14 protein-coding genes are annotated in these 16,615 nt (G+C 72.7%); 6 read left to right on the forward strand and 8 right to left on the reverse strand.

Annotated elements, in window-relative coordinates:
- Positions 1-27: 27 nt before the first annotated feature.
- Together ACFXGN_RS08180 and ACFXGN_RS08185 are read left to right on the forward strand one after the other, a co-directional pair.
- Entirely contained in the window at positions 28-1,170 is a 1,143-nt protein-coding gene (locus ACFXGN_RS08180; RefSeq protein ID WP_384855061.1) for an acyl-CoA dehydrogenase family protein, read from the forward strand.
- On the forward strand, positions 1,170-2,261 hold the full coding sequence (locus tag ACFXGN_RS08185; RefSeq protein ID WP_384855064.1) for an acyl-CoA dehydrogenase family protein: 1,092 nt from the start codon (positions 1,170-1,172) through the stop codon (positions 2,259-2,261). The genes ACFXGN_RS08180 and ACFXGN_RS08185 overlap by 1 nt, the downstream gene beginning before the upstream one ends.
- On the opposite strand, the gene ACFXGN_RS08190 is transcribed toward ACFXGN_RS08185, so the two are convergent.
- The 5 genes from ACFXGN_RS08190 to ACFXGN_RS08210 form a co-directional block, all read right to left on the reverse strand.
- Positions 2,256-2,771, reverse strand: coding sequence for a pyridoxamine 5'-phosphate oxidase family protein (locus ACFXGN_RS08190; protein WP_384855067.1), 516 nt, complete (start codon positions 2,769-2,771; stop codon positions 2,256-2,258). The two genes, ACFXGN_RS08185 and ACFXGN_RS08190, sit on opposite strands and share 6 nt — an antisense overlap.
- Before the next feature lie 71 nt (positions 2,772-2,842).
- Positions 2,843-3,223 (reverse strand): VOC family protein, encoded by a 381-nt coding sequence (locus ACFXGN_RS08195; protein WP_384855070.1) that lies wholly within the window; start codon positions 3,221-3,223, stop codon positions 2,843-2,845.
- Between the two features lie 95 nt (positions 3,224-3,318).
- Positions 3,319-3,522 (reverse strand): DUF397 domain-containing protein, encoded by a 204-nt coding sequence (locus tag ACFXGN_RS08200; RefSeq protein WP_384855072.1) that lies wholly within the window; start codon positions 3,520-3,522, stop codon positions 3,319-3,321.
- A gap of 124 nt (positions 3,523-3,646) precedes the next feature.
- Positions 3,647-3,853, reverse strand: a complete 207-nt coding sequence (locus ACFXGN_RS08205) for a DUF397 domain-containing protein (protein ID WP_384855075.1) — start codon at positions 3,851-3,853, stop codon at positions 3,647-3,649.
- Positions 3,850-4,677 (reverse strand): Scr1 family TA system antitoxin-like transcriptional regulator, encoded by an 828-nt coding sequence (locus tag ACFXGN_RS08210; protein ID WP_384855078.1) that lies wholly within the window; start codon positions 4,675-4,677, stop codon positions 3,850-3,852. Before ACFXGN_RS08210 ends, ACFXGN_RS08205 begins: the two co-directional genes overlap by 4 nt.
- Before the next feature lie 107 nt (positions 4,678-4,784).
- Here ACFXGN_RS08210 and ACFXGN_RS08215 point away from each other — a divergent pair, with 107 nt between their 5' ends.
- The 3 genes from ACFXGN_RS08215 (at position 4,785) to ACFXGN_RS08225 (ending at position 7,067) form a co-directional block, all read left to right on the forward strand.
- Entirely contained in the window at positions 4,785-5,033 is a 249-nt protein-coding gene (locus ACFXGN_RS08215; protein WP_384855081.1) for a hypothetical protein, read from the forward strand.
- Positions 5,030-5,506: a hypothetical protein gene (locus ACFXGN_RS08220; RefSeq protein WP_384855084.1), complete on the forward strand. Its 477-nt coding sequence runs from the start codon at positions 5,030-5,032 to the stop codon at positions 5,504-5,506. The genes ACFXGN_RS08215 and ACFXGN_RS08220 overlap by 4 nt, the downstream gene beginning before the upstream one ends.
- A 376-nt stretch (positions 5,507-5,882) precedes the next feature.
- The gene (locus ACFXGN_RS08225) at positions 5,883-7,067 is read left to right on the forward strand and encodes a methyltransferase domain-containing protein (RefSeq protein ID WP_384855086.1); all 1,185 of its coding nucleotides are present in this window, start codon (positions 5,883-5,885) and stop codon (positions 7,065-7,067) included.
- A 204-nt stretch (positions 7,068-7,271) separates the two neighbouring features.
- Here ACFXGN_RS08225 and ACFXGN_RS08230 read toward each other — a convergent pair whose 3' ends face one another.
- The 3 genes from ACFXGN_RS08230 to ACFXGN_RS08240 all read right to left on the reverse strand — a co-directional run bounded on the left by ACFXGN_RS08230 (position 7,272) and on the right by ACFXGN_RS08240 (position 14,823).
- Positions 7,272-8,732, reverse strand: coding sequence for a glutamate synthase subunit beta (locus ACFXGN_RS08230; protein ID WP_384855089.1), 1,461 nt, complete (start codon positions 8,730-8,732; stop codon positions 7,272-7,274).
- Entirely contained in the window at positions 8,725-13,290 is a 4,566-nt protein-coding gene (gene gltB / locus ACFXGN_RS08235) for a glutamate synthase large subunit (RefSeq protein WP_384855092.1), read from the reverse strand. Before gltB ends, ACFXGN_RS08230 begins: the two co-directional genes overlap by 8 nt.
- Before the next feature lie 804 nt (positions 13,291-14,094).
- Complete coding sequence (locus ACFXGN_RS08240; protein ID WP_351779188.1) at positions 14,095-14,823, reverse strand: VIT1/CCC1 transporter family protein; 729 nt, start codon at positions 14,821-14,823, stop codon at positions 14,095-14,097.
- 310 nt (positions 14,824-15,133) lie between these two features.
- Between ACFXGN_RS08240 and ACFXGN_RS08245 the strand changes: the two genes are divergently transcribed.
- The gene (locus tag ACFXGN_RS08245) at positions 15,134-16,132 is read left to right on the forward strand and encodes an ADP-ribosylglycohydrolase family protein (RefSeq protein WP_384855885.1); all 999 of its coding nucleotides are present in this window, start codon (positions 15,134-15,136) and stop codon (positions 16,130-16,132) included.
- The last annotated feature ends 483 nt before the right edge of the window (positions 16,133-16,615 follow it).

Consider the following 16,615-nt stretch of genomic DNA (forward strand, 5'->3'; position numbering starts at 1 on the left):
AGGGAACGGGTGAGGGCGGGGTGACCGATGGACCTCTCGTGCACACGGGCCGAGGAGGAGTTCCGGGCGGAGGCGCGGGAGTGGCTGCGGGCGCGCGTGCCCGCCGTCCCGCTGCCCTCCCTGGAGACGGCCGAGGGCTTCGCCGCCCATCGCGCCTGGGAGGCCGAACTGGCCGCCGCCCGCTGGTCGGTGGTCTCCTGGCCCGAGGAGTACGGGGGCCGGGGCGTCGGCCTCGACCGGTGGCTGGCCTTCGAGGAGGAGTACTGGGCGGCCCGGGCGCCCGGCCGGGTCTCGCAGAACGGCGTGCAGCTCCTCGCCCCCACCCTCTTCGACCACGGCACCGCCGAGCAGCGCGCCCGGGTGCTGCCGTCGATGGCGACCGGCGCGACGGTCTGGGCGCAGGCGTGGTCCGAGCCGGGGGCCGGGTCCGATCTGGCGGCGCTCACCTCCCGGGCGGTGCGCGCGGACGGCGGCTGGCTGCTGTCCGGGCAGAAGACCTGGTCGTCCCGGGCCGCCTTCGCCGACCGGGCCTTCGGCATCTTCCGCAGCGATCCGGCGGCGGCGCCGCACCGGGGGCTCACGTACCTCATGTTCGATCTGCGGGCGCCGGGCGTGACCGTGCGGCCGATCGGCAGGCTCGACGGGAAACCGGCCTTCGCCGAGCTGTTCCTCGACGAGGTCTTCGTACCCGACGAGGACGTGATCGGGGAGCCGGGGCAGGGCTGGCGGATCGCGATGTCCACCACCGGCAACGAGCGCGGTCTGATGCTCCGCTCCCCCGGCAGGTTCCTCGCCGCCGCCGACCGGCTCGTCCGGCTGTGGCGGGCGGAGGGCGATCCGGCGGACTCGGCGCTGCGGGACCGGGTGGCGGACGCGGTGATCGGGGCGCGGGCGTACCGGCTGTTCACGGCGGGCGCGGCGGCCCGGCTCGCGGCGGGTGCCCCGGCGGGGGCGGAGTCCAGCCTCAACAAGGTCTTCTGGTCGGAGTACGACCTCGCGCTGCACGAGACGGCGCTCGATCTGCTGGGCGCGGAGGGCGAACTGGCGGACGGGCCGTGGGCGGAGGGGTACGTCTTCGCCCTCGCGGGCCCGCTGTACGCGGGGACGAACGAGATCCAGCGCGACATCATCGCCGAGCGGCTGCTCGGCCTCCCGAAGGGGCGCCGCTGATGGCCTTTCTGCCGACCGGTGAGCAGCGGGCGTTCGTCCGTTCCCTGGACGCGATGCTGGGTGCCTCGGACACTCCGGCGGTGGTCCGCGCGTGGGCGGGCGGCGATCCGGGGCCGGGTCTGGCCCTGTGGGGGCGGCTCGCGGAGGCGGGGGTGTGGGCGCTCGCGGTGCCGGAGGCGTACGAGGGCGTGGGGCCGCTGCCGGTGGAGCTCGCGCACGCCTTCGTGGAGCTGGGGCGGCACGCGGTGCCGGGTCCGGTGGCCGAGACGGTCGCGGCGGCGGCCCTGCTCGGCGAGCTGGCCCGGCGGGGCGCGCCGGACCCGGCGAAGCGGCTGCTGCCCGCCCTGGCCTCGGGCGGGCGGACCGCGACGCTGGCGGTGGCGGACGCCGGGACGGGCCGGGCGGCGCGCGCGCTGGACGCGGACCGGGCCGGTCTCGTGCTTGTCGTGCGGGGCGAGGAGCTGTGGCGGGCGCCCGGTCACGGGCCGGTCCGGGTCTCCGCCGATCCGGCCCGCAGGCTGGCCCGGCCCGCGCCCGGCGGGGAACTCCTCGCGCGGGGCCCGGCGGTGGTGGCGGCGGCGCACCGCGCCCGGCGGTGGGCGGCGCTGGCGACGGCCGCGCAGTCGCTGGGCGTGGGTCTGACCCTGCTGGACAGGACGGTGGAGTACGCCCTCGGGCGCACCCAGTTCGGGGCCTCGATCGGCACGTTCCAGGCGGTCAAGCACCGCTTGGCCGACACGCTGCTCGCCCTGGAGTTCGCCCGGCCGCTGCTGTTCGGGGCCGCGGTGGGTCTGGCGGCGGCGGAACGGGAGGACGGGTGGTGGGGGGAGGCGGAGGGCGCGGCCGGGCCGCCCGCCTCCGCCTCCGGGCTCACCGTGGACGGGGAGCTGGCCGCGGCGAAGGTCACCGCGGGCGAGGCGGGGTACGCGGCGGCCCGTACCGCCCTCCAGATCCACGGCGCGATCGGCTACACCGAGGAGCTGGACCTGTCCCTGTGGCTGCGCAAGGCCCGGCCGCTGCGGGACGCCTGGGGCGACCCGGCGTCCTGCCGGGCCGCCGTCCTCGGCGCGTACCGGGGCACCGGCTCATGACTCCCGGCGCGGCGGCGACTCGTCGTTGCCGCGCCGCAGGGTGCGGGCCGGGCGGCCGGGGGTCCAGATCCGCAGGACGAGTTCCTCGCCCTCGACCGAGGTCCGTACGACCTCGGACGGCTCCACCCGGAAGAGGTGGAACGGCTGGGGCGCGCCCGCCTCGGCCGCGTACCGCGCCAGGGCTCCGGGGTCGGTGATCTCGACGGCGCGTCCGGAGACCCGGACGTCCCCGCCGCCCATGCCGGTGCCGTCGCCGGGGTTGGCGAGCAGCGAGAGGCGGGGGTCGCGGCGCAGGTCGAGGGCCTTGCGGGAGTTCGGCATCATGCCGAGCCACAGTTCGCCGGAGCGGAAGTCCGCCTCGATGCCGCTGAGCCGGGGCGAGCCGTCGGCGCGGAGGGTGGCGAGGGCGTGGTGGGTGTACTGCCCGAAGCGCTCGCGGACGGTCGTCGCGAAGCCGGGTTCGGCGGCCTCGAAGGACGGCCAGGTGGTGGTGTGTCCGGTGTCTCCCATGCGTCCAGGAAACACCGGATACCCGACATCTCCTGTCCGGATTGCTCCGGACAGGCGCGGACGTCGGCGGCTCAGGAGGTGGTGACGCGCTCCGCCTGGCTGCGCTCGACGCAGAATTCGTTCCCTTCGGGATCGGCCAGGGTCACCCAGCCGGTGCCGTCCGGGTTCCGGCGGTCGTCGAGGAGGGCGGCGCCGAGGCCGATCAGCCGGTCGACCTCCTCGTCCCGGGTGCGGTCCTGCGGCTGGAGGTCGAGGTGGACGCGGTTCTTGACGGCCTTCGGCTCGGGGACCTGGATGAAGAGCAGGTTCGCGCCGGGCGTCTCGACGAGCGCCTCCGGGTCCCCGGGCAGGTCGTCGTCGGACAGCCGGGCGTCCAGGGCCTCCGCCCAGAAGGACGCCAGTGTGTGGGCGTCGGCGCAGTCGATGGTCACATGGCGTACGAGAGAGGTCATGGCGCCATGCTCCCCGGCCCGGCCCTGCGGAGGCCACCGGGTTTCCCGCCGGAGGGAGCCCCCTTGCTCCCTGGCCGGGGACAGGACTTCGCGTTTCAGACGCCGAGCCGTCCGCCCTTGACGCTCTCGATGAACGCGGAGAACGCACCGGCAGATATGCCCAGGGCGGGACCGTTCGGGGCCTTCGAGTCGCGGACGGGAACCAGGCCGAGGGTCGGCGCCATGGTGGGGGCGACCTCCACGCAGTTACCACCGGTGTCGCTGTAGGAGGACTTCAACCACTGCGGATCCTCGGTCACGGGTAGCCCTTTCGCAGCTTGCGGATCATGTCAACCGTCGCGCTCTGGGAGAGAGATTCGGCCTACGACTGGTGGTAGGCCGCTGCCGAGTCCCACTCCCTGGCCGGGGCAGGACGGGATCGCCCTACCGGGCCTTCCGGTCCTCGGTGACGCCCGCGACGAACGTCGTGAACGCGGCGGCGGAGAGCGTGAGGACGGGGCCCGTGGGGTTCTTCGAGTCCCGGACGGGGACGACGCCCCGCGTGGCCACGAGGTGGGTGGTGACTTCCACGCACTGGCCTCCCTGTCCGCTGTACGAGGACGCGAACCAACGTGGGGGAAGTTCGATCACTGCATTCCCTTTCGTACGTCTTCGATCATGGCCACGGACTCCGCCCGGGTGAGCGACTCAGCCTGTAGGTGATGGTAGGCGGTCAGCGTGGGGACGACCGAAGGGATTTCCCGATCCAGATGGCCGCGTTGAGCCGATTCCGCGTAGGCCATGAGCGCACGGTCCCGCATGGTCAGGATCGTGATCGGCAGGGTGAAGGGCCGACGGGCGCCCATCGCGAAGGGAGCGACCTGCAGGAGCGTGTTCGGCTGTTCCGCGATGTCGAGCAGGCGGGCTAGCTGGGCGGCCATGACGCGCGGCGGACCCATGGGACGCCGGATGCAGCTCTCGTCCAGCACCACGAAGAGCAGCGGGGCCGGTGACCGTGCGAGCGACGCCTGCCGCTCCTCGACCAGGGCCACGCGCTCGTCGGCCTGGGCCTGTGTGGCGGCGGCACGCCGTACCGCATCGGCCTCCAGGGTCGCCGCGTACTCCGACGTCTGCAACAGGCCGGGGACGACTCCGACTTCGTACAGCCGGATCTCGACCGCCCGCGCCTCGTACTCCAGATACTCGGGGAACCCTTCCAGCAGGGACCCCTGACGCATCTCGCGCCACTCCTGCTCGAACGAGTTGCCGGTCTCCAGGGCGGTGTCCGCTCTCCGCGCGAACCGCAAGGTCGGCAGCTTGCGCCCGGTTTCGACAGCCGAGACGTGCGTCCCGGAATACTCCATCCGCCCGCCCAGATCCTCCTGCGGCCACCCCTTCTCCTCCCTCACCCTGCGCAAGCGGGCCCCGAAGGCCGCCTGGGGCGAGGCATCGGGGTTCAGATCCTTGCGGTTCACCGGTCATCACCAACCTGTCGTGCGCTTCTGACATGTTGAAAGGATCCAGACTCTAGGCCACGCTGGCGACCCCTGGTAGCGGAATCGCTACGGAGAGGAGCGAGCGCGTGCTTGATCACGGTGATGCGGACGCACAGGAGGAGGCGCCCCCGCACCTCCTCGGGTCCTTCGTGGTGGACGAGCGGAATCGCCGGTTCGGCCGGGTGTTCGGCCTGACCGACGGGACGTTGACCCTGCGTCGGCCCGGCGGTGGCGCGGAGTGGTCCGCGCCGGCCGCCTGCGTGCGGAGGCCGACCGCCGAGGAGTGGGCGAGCATCCGCCTGCTGATCACGCCGGTCCGGAGGGAGGGGCCGTGACGGGCCCATGGACGGTGATACTGCCCGCCTACGTCGCCGAGGTGTACGCGGTGGGGCCCGTCGCCGGGACCTGGCTTCCCACGACGTACAGCCTGGCCTCGTTCGAGAGCATCTCCCCCAAGCTCGTCCTGCGCTGGCTCCGGGGCGAGGCCCTGCGGCTGGCCGACCGGCTCGACCCCGACCCGTCGCAGGTGGACTGGCTCCCACCCCTCACCTACTGCCTGACCCCTCCTGATCACAACTGCTGCGAGGAAATGCGGAGTTGGGCAGTGAGCGACGACGCGGAGGCGTACGCCCGGGAGACCCTGCGGGCCCGTCAGCCGTTCCGTACGGAGTTCGCCGACCGGGACTGCACCTACGTCCTGAGCATCTGGCTCAGCACCGCGCGCACCGAGGACGTCCGGGCCCCTCCGTCCCCGGTGGCACATCGCGTCGGCACTCTCGCGGCGCCCCCGTACGCGAGCACCCCCTGATCTCCCGCCCCCGCCACAAGGTCCCCGGACAGAAGGACAGCACGGGGACCGCGATCCGCTCTGTGGCCGGGGCGGGGCACCACCCCCGCACCCGGGGATTCTCCGGGACCGCCCGTACAGATCACGGTCGGCGGTCCGACGGGTGCGGTCCTCGGCCTGACGGAGCGACGGGCCGAGCACACTTCCCCGTACCCGCCCGGGTCCGGGGCCGACGAGAGAACCGACGAGAGGACACCCTCATGGGTTGGGGAACTGGCAGCGGCGCGAGCGGTGGCGACGGGAAGCACAGTGGGGACAGGGATCCGAGTACGGCGAAGCCGAGTCCGGACACGAACAAGCCGCAGGACCCGCCGAAGCACCGGAAGGAAGAGAAGCAGTGACCTCTGATTCGAGTGATTCGAGCGGAATCCTGCTGCGCGCGCTTCTCGATGAGGTGAGCGGGGAACTCGGGGCGCTGGACCCGCAGACGGTCGGGGCCGCATGGGCGGTCCGGCGACATCGGTTCCTCCCTCCCCGGATCTGGGTCGGCGACGGGTACGAGGTGTGCGACCGGGCGGAGTCCCCGGAAGCGTGGCTGCGTGCCGCGTACGCCGACGCACCCGCCGTGACCCAGGTCAACGACGGCGAGGACCCCGGGGACGGGGACCGGTGGCCGTCCAGCTCCGCGAGCGCCCCGGAGATCGTGTTCCGGATGTTGAACATGCTGGACGTGCGGCCCGGACACAGGGTCCTGGAGATCGGCACGGGGACCGGGTGGAATGCCGGGTTGCTGGCCTACATCGCCGGAGCGGGCAAGGTGACGAGCGTGGAAGTCGATGCCGCTCTCGCGGCGGAGGCCCGTGACCGGCTGCGCGCGGAAGGGCTCGGCGCGGCCGTCGTCGCCGGGGACGGGGCGGAGGGGTACGCGGCCGACGCCCCGTACGACCGGCTCATCGCCACCTGCGCCGTGCGGACCGTCCCCCGTCCGTGGCTCACGCAGGTGAAGCCGGGGGGCGTCATCCTCACCCCGTGGGACACGCCGTGGACCTGCTACGGGCTGCTCCGCCTCACCGTGGACGACACGGGCACGTCGGCGTCAGGGCCGTTCTCCCCCCACTCGGCGTTCATGCTCATGCGGAACCAGCGCGCGCACCTGCGGCTGTTCCGGGACGTCGTGCGCGACGAGCACCAGCCCGACGAGTCCGAGACGTCACGGGCCCCCTGGGACGTGGCCCGTGACGATCTCAACGCGCAATTCGCCCTCGGCCTGCAACTCCGGGACGTGTGGCACACGTGGCACGAGAACCCCGGCGTGGACGGGGTGGAAACCCGGCTGTGGGTCGCCACCACCGACGCCACGTCATGGGCCGCCGTGGACTTCGACGGAAAGAACGAGAACCGGTTCACCGTCTGGCAGCACGGCCCCCGCCGCCTGTGGAACGAAGTGGAAGCCGCGTACGCCTGGTGGCTGCTGCACGACCGACCCGGTCCCGAGCGGTTCGGACTCACCCTGACCACCACGGGAGAGACGCCCTGGCTCGACTCACCGGAACAACCCGTCCCGGCGGGCGGACCCGAGTAGCGACACCCACCCCACCCCGGTACGGCACCCTCCCCCGCTTCCGCCGTACCGGCCGTGGCACCCCGCCCGACCCCGCAGAACGGCGAGGGCGCCGCACTCCCGCGCCCGGACGCGCCACGGCGCCCGCCCAGTCGTCCGGTCGGGGACATTCGGGGGGCGCCGTGCTCAGTTCCGTACGTCGTTGTACGGGACGTTCTCGGGGGGTCAGACCGTGAGGGAGCGGTCCGTCGGGCGGATCGGGGCCGGCAGGGAGCTGGCTCCGGTCAGGTAGCGGTCCACGCCCCGGGCGGCGGAGCGGCCCTCGGCGATGGCCCAGACGATCAGGGACTGGCCGCGACCGGCGTCACCGGCGACGAAGACGCCGTCGACGTTGGTGGCGAAGTCCGCGTCCCGGGCGATGTTGCCGCGCTCGTCGAGGTCCAGACCGAACTGGGCGACCAGCCCGTTCTCCACGTCCGTGCCGGTGAAGCCCATCGCGAGGGTGACCAGCTGGGCGGGGATGCGGCGCTCGGTGCCCGGCTTCTGGGTCAGCCTGCCCTCGACGAACTCGACCTCGACGAGGTGGAGGAACTGCACGTTGCCGTCCTCGTCGCCCTCGAAGTGGGTGGTGGAGACGGAGTAGACCCGCTCGCCGCCCTCCTCGTGCGCGGAGGTGACCTTGTACAGCATGGGGAAGGTCGGCCAGGGCTGTCCCGCGGACCGCTCCTCGCCCGGCCGGGGCATGATCTCCAGCTGGGTGACCGAGGCGGCGCCCTGGCGGTGGGCCGTGCCGACGCAGTCGGCGCCGGTGTCGCCGCCGCCGATGACGACGACGTGCTTGCCCTCGGCGGTGATCGGCGGGGCCACGAAGTCGCCCTCGACGACCTTGTTGGCCAGCGGCAGGTACTCCATCGCCTGGTGGATGCCGGACAGTTCGCGGCCCGGCACGGGCAGGTCGCGGGCGGTGGTGGCGCCCGCGGCGACGACGACCGCGTCGTAGCGGTTGCGCAGCGCCGTGGCGGGCAGGTCGCGGCCGATCTCGACCCCGGTGCGGAACTTGGTGCCCTCCGCGCGCATCTGCTCGATGCGGCGGTTGATGTGCCGCTTCTCCATCTTGAACTCGGGGATGCCGTACCGCAGGAGGCCGCCGACGCGGTCCGCGCGCTCGTAGACGGCGACGGTGTGTCCGGCCCGGGTCAGCTGCTGGGCGGCGGCGAGACCGGCGGGGCCCGAGCCGATGACGGCGACGGTCTTGCCGGAGAGCCGGTCGGGTGCCTGCGGCTTGACGTCGCCGCCGTCCCACGCCTTGTCGATGATGGAGACTTCGACGTTCTTGATGGTGACGGCCGGCTGGTTGATGCCGAGCACGCACGCGGCCTCGCACGGGGCGGGGCAGAGGCGGCCGGTGAACTCCGGGAAGTTGTTGGTGGCGTGGAGCCGTTCCGACGCCGCCGTCCAGTCCTCGCGGTAGGCGTAGTCGTTCCACTCGGGGATGAGGTTCCCGAGGGGACAGCCGTTGTGGCAGAACGGGATGCCGCAGTCCATGCAGCGGCCTGCCTGCTTGCTGATGATCGGCAGCAGGGAACCGGGAACGTAGACCTCGTTCCAGTCCCTGAGGCGCTCGCCCACCGGACGGGTCCTGGCGACTTCGCGGCCGGTGGTCAGGAAGCCCTTGGGGTCAGCCATGGGTCGCCGCCTCCATCATCTTCTCGGTGGTCTCGGCCTCGGAGAGACCGGCGAGCTCAGCGGCGTCCTTGGCGGCGAGCACGGCCTTGTACGTGGTGGGGATGATCTTGCTGAACCGGTCCGCGTTCGTGTCCCAGCCGGCCAGCAGCTTCTCGGCGACCGTGGAGCCGGTCTCCTCGTGGTGGCGGCGCACGACGTCGTGCAGCCAGTCCTTGTCGGCGTCCGACGGGGCTTCGATCGCGCCCAGGTTGCCGGAGTTGACGTTGTCCCGGTCGAGGTCGACGACATAGGCGACGCCGCCGGACATGCCCGCCGCGAAGTTGCGGCCGGTCTCGCCGAGGACGACGGCCGTACCGCCGGTCATGTACTCGCAGCCGTGGTCGCCCACGCCCTCCGAGACGACCAGGGCGCCGGAGTTGCGGACGCAGAAGCGCTCGCCGGTACGGCCGCGGAGGAAGAGTTCGCCGCCGGTCGCGCCGTAGCCGATGGTGTTGCCCGCGATGGTGGAGTACTCGGCGAGGTGCTCGGCGCCCCGGTCGGGGCGGACCACGACCCGGCCGCCGGAGAGGCCCTTGCCGACGTAGTCGTTGGCGTCGCCCTCCAGGCGGAGGGTGACACCGCTCGGCAGGAAGGCGCCGAACGACTGGCCCGCGGAGCCGGTGAAGGTGATGTCGATGGTGTCGGCCGGGAGACCGGCGCCGCCGAACCGCTTCGTCACGTGGTGGCCGAGCATCGTGCCGACCGTGCGGTTGATGTTGCGGATGGCGACCTGGGCGCGGACCGGCTGGGCCTCCTCGGCGGAGGCCGCGTTCAGGGCCTCGGCGGCCAGCTCGATCAGCTGGTTGTCGAGGGCCTTCGCCAGACCGTGGTCCTGCTCGACGAGGGCGTGGCGGACCGCGCCCTCGGGCAGCTCGGGCACGTGGAACAGCGGTTCCAGGTCGAGGCCCTGCGCCTTCCAGTGGGTGACCGCGCGGCTGGTGTCGAGGAACTCGGCGTGGCCGACGGCCTCCTCCAGGGTGCGGAAGCCCATCTCGGCGAGGATCTCGCGGACCTCTTCGGCGATGAACTCGAAGAAGTTGACGACGAACTCGGGCTTGCCGGAGAAGCGGTCGCGCAGGACCGGGTTCTGGGTGGCGATGCCGACCGGGCAGGTGTCCAGGTGGCAGACGCGCATCATGACGCAGCCGGAGACGACGAGCGGCGCGGTCGCGAAACCGAACTCCTCGGCGCCGAGCAGCGCGGCGATGACGACGTCCCGGCCGGTCTTGAGCTGGCCGTCGGTCTGGACGACGATCCGGTCGCGCAGCCCGTTGAGCAGCAGGGTCTGCTGGGTCTCGGCGAGGCCCAGCTCCCAGGGGCCGCCCGCGTGCTTGAGCGAGGTGAGCGGGGAGGCGCCCGTACCGCCGTCGTGGCCGGAGATGAGGACGACGTCCGCGTGGGCCTTGGAGACACCGGCGGCGACCGTGCCGACGCCGACCTCGGAGACCAGCTTCACATGGATGCGGGCGACCGGGTTGGCGTTCTTGAGGTCGTGGATGAGCTGGGCGAGGTCCTCGATGGAGTAGATGTCGTGGTGCGGCGGCGGCGAGATGAGGCCGACGCCGGGCGTCGAGTGACGCGTCTTCGCGACCCATGGGTAGACCTTGTGGCCGGGCAGCTGGCCGCCCTCGCCGGGCTTGGCGCCCTGGGCCATCTTGATCTGGATGTCGTCGGCGTTGACCAGGTACTCGCTGGTGACGCCGAAGCGGCCGGAGGCGACCTGCTTGATCGCGGAGCGGCGGGCCGGGTCGTAGAGGCGGTCCGGGTCCTCGCCGCCCTCACCGGTGTTGGACTTGGCTCCCAGCTGGTTCATGGCGACGGCGAGGGTCTCGTGGGCCTCGCGGGAGATGGAGCCGTACGACATGGCGCCGGTGGAGAACCGCTTGACGATCTCGGAGACCGGCTCGACCTCGTCGACGGAGATCGAGGGGCGGCCGGAGTCGAGGCCGAAGAGGCCGCGCAGCGTCATCAGCCGCTCGGACTGCTCGTTCACCCGGTCCGTGTACTTCTTGAAGATGTCGTACCGCCTGGCGCGCGTGGCGTGCTGGAGGCGGAAGACGGTGTCCGGGTCGAACAGGTGCGGCTCGCCCTCGCGGCGCCACTGGTACTCGCCGCCGATGTCCAGGGCGCGGTGCGCCGAGGGGACGCCGGAGACGGGGTACGCCTTGGCGTGGCGGGCGGCCACCTCCTTGGCGACGACGTCGAGCCCGGCGCCGCCGATCTTGGTGGCGGTGCCCTGGAAGTAGGTGGCGACGAAGGTCTCGTCGAGGCCGATGGCCTCGAAGACCTGGGCGCCCCGGTAGGAGGCGACCGTGGAGATGCCCATCTTGGACATGACCTTGAGGACGCCCTTGCCGAGGGCGTAGATCAGGTTCCGGATGGCCTGCTCGGGCTCCATGCCCTCGATGAACGTCCCGGCGCGGACCAGGTCCTCGACGGACTCCATGGCGAGGTACGGGTTGACGGCGGCGGCGCCGTAGCCGATGAGCAGGGCGACGTGGTGGACCTCGCGGACGTCTCCCGCCTCGACGAGGAGGCCCACCTTGGTCCGCTGCTTGGTGCGGATGAGGTGGTGGTGGACGGCGGCGGTGAGCAGCAGCGAGGGGATCGGGGCGTGCTCGGCGTCGGAGTGCCGGTCGGAGAGCACGACGATGCGGGCGCCGCCCTCGATCGCGGTGTCGGCCTCGGCGCAGATGGCGTCGATGCGGGCGGCGAGGGCCTCGCCGCCGCCGGAGACCCGGTAGAGGCCGGAGAGCGTCGCGGCCTTCATGCCGGGCATGTCGCCGTCGGCGTTGATGTGGACGAGCTTGGCCAGCTCGTCGTTGTCGATCACCGGGAAGGTCAGGGTGACGCTGCGACACGATCCGGCGGTGGGCTCCAGGAGGTTGCCCTGGGGGCCGAGGGAGGAGCGCAGCGAGGTCACCAGCTCTTCGCGGATCGCGTCCAGCGGCGGGTTCGTGACCTGCGCGAAGAGCTGGGTGAAGTAGTCGAAGAGCAGCCGGGGGCGGGCCGAGAGGGCCGCGATCGGCGAGTCCGTGCCCATGGAGCCGAGGGGCTCGCCCGCGGTGCGGGCCATCGGCGCGAGGATGACGCGCAGCTCTTCCTCGGTGTAGCCGAAGGTCTGCTGGCGGCGGGTGACCGAGGAGTGGGTGTGCACGATGTGCTCGCGCTCGGGGAGGTCGGAGAGCTCGATCTCGCCGGTCTCCAGCCACTCCTCGTAGGGCTGCTCGGCGGCGAGGGCGGCCTTGATCTCGTCGTCCTCGACGATGCGGTGCTCGGCGGTGTCGACGAGGAACATCTTGCCGGGCTGGAGGCGGCCCTTGCGGACGACCCTGGAGGGGTCGATGTCGAGGACGCCGACCTCGGAGGAGAGGACGACGAGGCCCTCGTCGGTGACCCAGTAGCGGCCGGGGCGCAGACCGTTGCGGTCGAGGACCGCGCCGACCTGGACGCCGTCGGTGAAGGTGACGCACGCCGGGCCGTCCCAGGGCTCCATCATCGTGGAGTGGTACTGGTAGAAGGCGCGGCGGGCCGGTTCCATCGTCTCGTGGTTCTCCCACGCCTCCGGGACCATCATCAGGACCGCGTGGGGCAGGGAACGGCCGCCGAGGTGGAGCAGCTCCAGGACCTCGTCGAAGGAGGCCGAGTCGGAGGCGTCGGGGGTGCAGACCGGGAAGATCCGGTCCAGCGAGCCCGCGCCGAAGACGTCGGAGGAGAGCTGCGCCTCGCGGGCGGTCATCCAGTTGCGGTTGCCCTTGACCGTGTTGATCTCGCCGTTGTGGGCGACGAAGCGGTACGGGTGGGCGAGCGGCCAGCTCGGGAAGGTGTTGGTGGAGAACCGGGAGTGGACCAGGGCCACGGCGGTGGCGCAGCGGCGGTCCGACAGGTCCGGGAAGAAGGGCTCCAGCTGACCGGTGGTGAGCATCCCCTTGTAGACGAGGGTGCGGGCGGAGAGCGACGGGAAGTAGGTCGCCGCCTCGCGCTCGGCGCGCTTGCGCAGGACGAAGGCCTTGCGGTCGAGCGCGATGCCGGTGGCGGCGCCGTCGGCGTCGGCCACGAAGAGCTGGCGGAAGACCGGCATGGTGGAGCGGGCGGAGGCGCCGAGCAGCTCGGGGGTGACGGGGACGGCGCGCCAGCCGAGGACGGTGAGGCCCTCTTCGGCGGCGATCTCCCCGATCCTCGCGGCGGTCTCGTCGGTGCCGTCCTCGGGGAGGAAGGCGATGCCCACGGCGTACGCGCCCGCCTCGGGCAGCTCGAACCCGGCGACCTCGCGGAGGAAGGCGTCGGGGACCTGGAGCAGGATGCCGGCGCCGTCGCCGGAGTCGGGCTCGGAGCCGGTGGCGCCGCGGTGCTCGAGGTTGCGCAGTACGGTGAGCGCCTGCTCGACCAGCGCGTGGCTGGCCACACCGGTGAGGGTGGCCACGAACCCGACACCGCAGGCGTCGTGTTCGTTGCGGGGGTCGTACATCCCCTGAGGAGCGGGGCGACCGTCCATGGGCGACCAGGCGTCGGAACGCATCGGCTCTCCCGTCGTCGTCGTGGCATATGCAACTGCCGAGGGACGACGTTGGCCCTCCGCGAAATTTGGTGCAGGTTACATGATGGACGGCTTCTCGATAAGTGGATAGCGCATTCCAACATGCGGACATCACCGACACGGAGCGGTGCTGTCCGGTTCATCTGTGGGGTGCGGCGACAGGGACTGTCCCGCGGGGACGGATCGGATGGTCCGGAGGGTCTGCGGGGCTCCGGCGACCCGTCACTTGATCGGGCTTCGTTGCCCGGCGACGCTCATGCCTCATTCCCGTTGGTCACAGGTTCGAAACCGCCGGGTAACCGGCTACATATGTGGCGTCCTGCATAGTGTCTCATCGAGACGGCCGATCGGCCCAGGGAGATACGTCACAACCCGTACGGGGCTTTCGTCCCTGAATGGGCACCGCACGAAGACGGCGGGCCCCGGGCCGGAGGGCCCGCCGTGGGGCGTACGGGGTCCGCGGGGGCGTACGGGCGGGATTCGGCGCCCGTGTGGGGCCGGGGGGGTCCCGGGGATTCGGCGCCGTGGGGTCGAGGGGCTCTCAGGGCTTCGCGAGGGGCCTACGGGGCTCGCGTGGGGGTCGACGTGTGCTCGCGGGCCCGCGAGGACACGGGGCTGGGCGGAGCCCCGGGCGAAGGGACACGGGGCTGCGGAGCCCCGGCCGAAGGCGCGCGGGGCGAAAGGGCGTGGCGGCGAGGCCCGGGGCCCGTTCCCGAAAGACCACGGGCCCGCGCGAAAGATCGCGGGGCCCGGCCGAAGGGTCGCGGGGCCACCGGGCCCCGGGGGCTACAGCGCCGCCCCGAAGAGCATCCCGAGTCCGTACGTGACCGCCGCCGCCGCGCCACCGAGCAGCAGCTGGCGCAGTCCGCTGAAGAGCCAGCCCCGGGCCGTCACCCGGGCCACGAGCGCGCCGCAGGCGAAGAGACCGAGGAGGGCGAGGAGCACGGCGGGCCAGAGCGAGGTCGCGCCCAGCAGGTACGGCAGCAGCGGCAGCAGCGCGCCGAGCGCGAAGGAACCGAAGGACGAGACGGCGGCGACCGTCGGCGACGGCAGGTCGTCCGGGTCGATGCCCAGTTCCTCGCGGGCGTGGATCTCCAGCGCCTGCTCGGGGTCCTTCGACAGCTGCATCGCGACCTCGCGGGCGAGCGCGGGCTCGACGCCCCGGGAGACGTAGAGCGCGGCCAGCTCCTCCATCTCGTCGACGGGGTGCTTGCGCAACTGGCGCCGCTCGACGTCCAGTTCCGCCTGGACGAGTTCCCGCTGCGAGGCGACGGAGGTGTACTCGCCCGCCGCCATCGAGAAGGCACCGGCCGCGAGACCGGCGAGCCCGGTGATGACGACGGTCTGCGAGGAGACCGCGCCGCCCGCGACACCGGTCATCAGGGCGAGGTTGGAGACGAGACCGTCCATCGCGCCGAAGACGGCGGGACGGAGCCAGCCGCCGTTCACGTCGCGGTGCGTGTGGTTGTCGCGGTGGGCCTCGTGCAGTGGCGCGTGCGCCTCGATGATGGACATGGATCTCCCCTTCGTTCCGGCGGGCCGGGTCTCGCACCCGCCGCCCCCAACGCCTTCGAAAATACGCGCGATGTAAGGGTCGCGCCAGCAAGGCAGGCCGTACTTACTAAGGCGTGCCTTGCTGTGCGCGGCAGTGCGCGGAGCCGGGTGCCGCACCGCGCGAAGCCGTACGCCGCACTGCGCGGACCGGATTCCGGCGGGGCGTCAGGCGGGTGACAGAGACGTTTCTTCGGCGAGTTCCCGGCCCGAAGTGGCAGAGATCCAGGCACCGGGCGCCATCGGCGCGCCCCCACCGAGGAGGGGCCTCGTGATGGTGACCACCACGACATGCGACACGCGCGAACGCGCGAGGGGGGCGCTCCTCGGGCTCGCCGTCGGCGACGCGCTCGGCGCGCCCGCAGAGAACATGCGGCCCTCCGAGATCCGCGGCCGCTGGGGCCGGATCGAGGGCTTCGTGACGGAGCGTCCGGCGGGCACCGACGACACCGAGTACGCCGTCTTCTCGGCGCTGCTGCTGGCCCGGCACGGCTCGGCCCTCACCGTCCACCACGTCGAGGAGGCCTGGCACCGCTGGATCGCCGACCTCGACGAAGGCCCTTTCCGGGGTGCGGGGTTCTCGGAGCGCGGCACCCTGGAGAACCTGCGGCGGGGCCTCGCCGCGCCCATCTCCGCCCAGCACCGGCACGCGTGGAGCGACGGCCTCGCCATGCGCGCGGCGCCGTTCGGGGTGTTCGCGGCGGGACGCCCGGCGGAGGCGGCCCGGCTGGTCGCGATCGACGGCAGCGTCAGCCACGAGGGCGAGGGCATCTACGGCGGCCAGGCGGTCGCGGCGGGCGTCGCGGCGGCGATGGGCGGCGCGGGGGTGACCGGGGTGATCGCGGCGGCCCTCTCGGCGGTTCCGATGGACTCCTGGACGGCCCGTTCGCTGCGCCGCGCGGTGGTCGCCGCCCAGCGGGTCCAGCCGGACCCGCTCGTCCGCGAACGCCAGGTCCGCTCGGCGGTCGTCATCGGCGGCTACCCGTGGACGGACCTGGCCCCGGAGGCGGTGGGCCTGGCCTTCGGAGCCTTCGCCGCCGCCCGGGGCGACTTCCGTACGGCGGTCCTGACGGCGGTCAACATGGGCCGCGACGCGGACACGACGGCGGCGGTCGCGGGCGCCCTGGCGGGAGCCCTCTCGGGCGCGTCGGCGATCCCGGAGGAATGGTCCTCGGCGATCGGCCCGGTGACGGGCAGCTGCCTGCCCTCGATGCGCGGCCACCACGTCTTGGACGTCGCGGACCTGCTGACCCCGGAGGGGGACACCCGATGAACCCGAACGGAACGACCCCGGATACGAGTACGCCCCCGGCGGCCCGACGCACGAAGCCCCCCACCACGGACGGCACACCACCGGGAACGACCGGGCCGACCACCCGCATGGATACGGCCAGTGGCAGCGGCAGCGGCAGCGGCAGCGGCAGCGGCAGCGGCAGCGGCAACGGCAACGGCAACGGCAACGGCAACGGCGCAGACAACTCGCGCCCGACCGCACTGGTCACCACCGGACCCGTCACCACCGGACCTATCACCACCGGACCCGTCACCATCGGCCCGGTCACCACCAGCCCGGCCACCACCGGGCCGGTCACCACCAGCCCGATCACCACCGCGAGCGGCCCCGCGGCCGACGCGGGCCGTTTCCCTCCCCCGGCCGCCGCGGGCAGTCGGCCCGCGGGGCGGGACGGGTGGGCACAGCACCCGGTGCGGGGCGCCGCTTCCGTCTCCGGCGTCCGGCAGGACCCGGCCCCGGCCC

It is taken from the genome of Streptomyces sp. NPDC059247 (assembly GCF_042754005.1).
Taxonomy (GTDB): Bacteria; Actinomycetota; Actinomycetes; order Streptomycetales; family Streptomycetaceae; genus Streptomyces.

Coding starts and splice junctions, on each gene's coding strand:
- ACFXGN_RS08245 (WP_384855885.1), top strand. CDS start 15,134: ATGGTGACCACCACGACATGCGACACGCGCGAACGCGCGAGGGGGGCG.
- ACFXGN_RS08180 (WP_384855061.1), top strand. CDS start 28: ATGGACCTCTCGTGCACACGGGCCGAGGAGGAGTTCCGGGCGGAGGCG.
- ACFXGN_RS08240 (WP_351779188.1), bottom strand. CDS start 14,823: ATGTCCATCATCGAGGCGCACGCGCCACTGCACGAGGCCCACCGCGAC.
- gltB (WP_384855092.1), bottom strand. CDS start 13,290: ATGCGTTCCGACGCCTGGTCGCCCATGGACGGTCGCCCCGCTCCTCAG.
- ACFXGN_RS08230 (WP_384855089.1), bottom strand. CDS start 8,732: ATGGCTGACCCCAAGGGCTTCCTGACCACCGGCCGCGAAGTCGCCAGG.
- ACFXGN_RS08190 (WP_384855067.1), bottom strand. CDS start 2,771: ATGGGAGACACCGGACACACCACCACCTGGCCGTCCTTCGAGGCCGCC.
- ACFXGN_RS08185 (WP_384855064.1), top strand. CDS start 1,170: ATGGCCTTTCTGCCGACCGGTGAGCAGCGGGCGTTCGTCCGTTCCCTG.
- ACFXGN_RS08195 (WP_384855070.1), bottom strand. CDS start 3,223: ATGACCTCTCTCGTACGCCATGTGACCATCGACTGCGCCGACGCCCAC.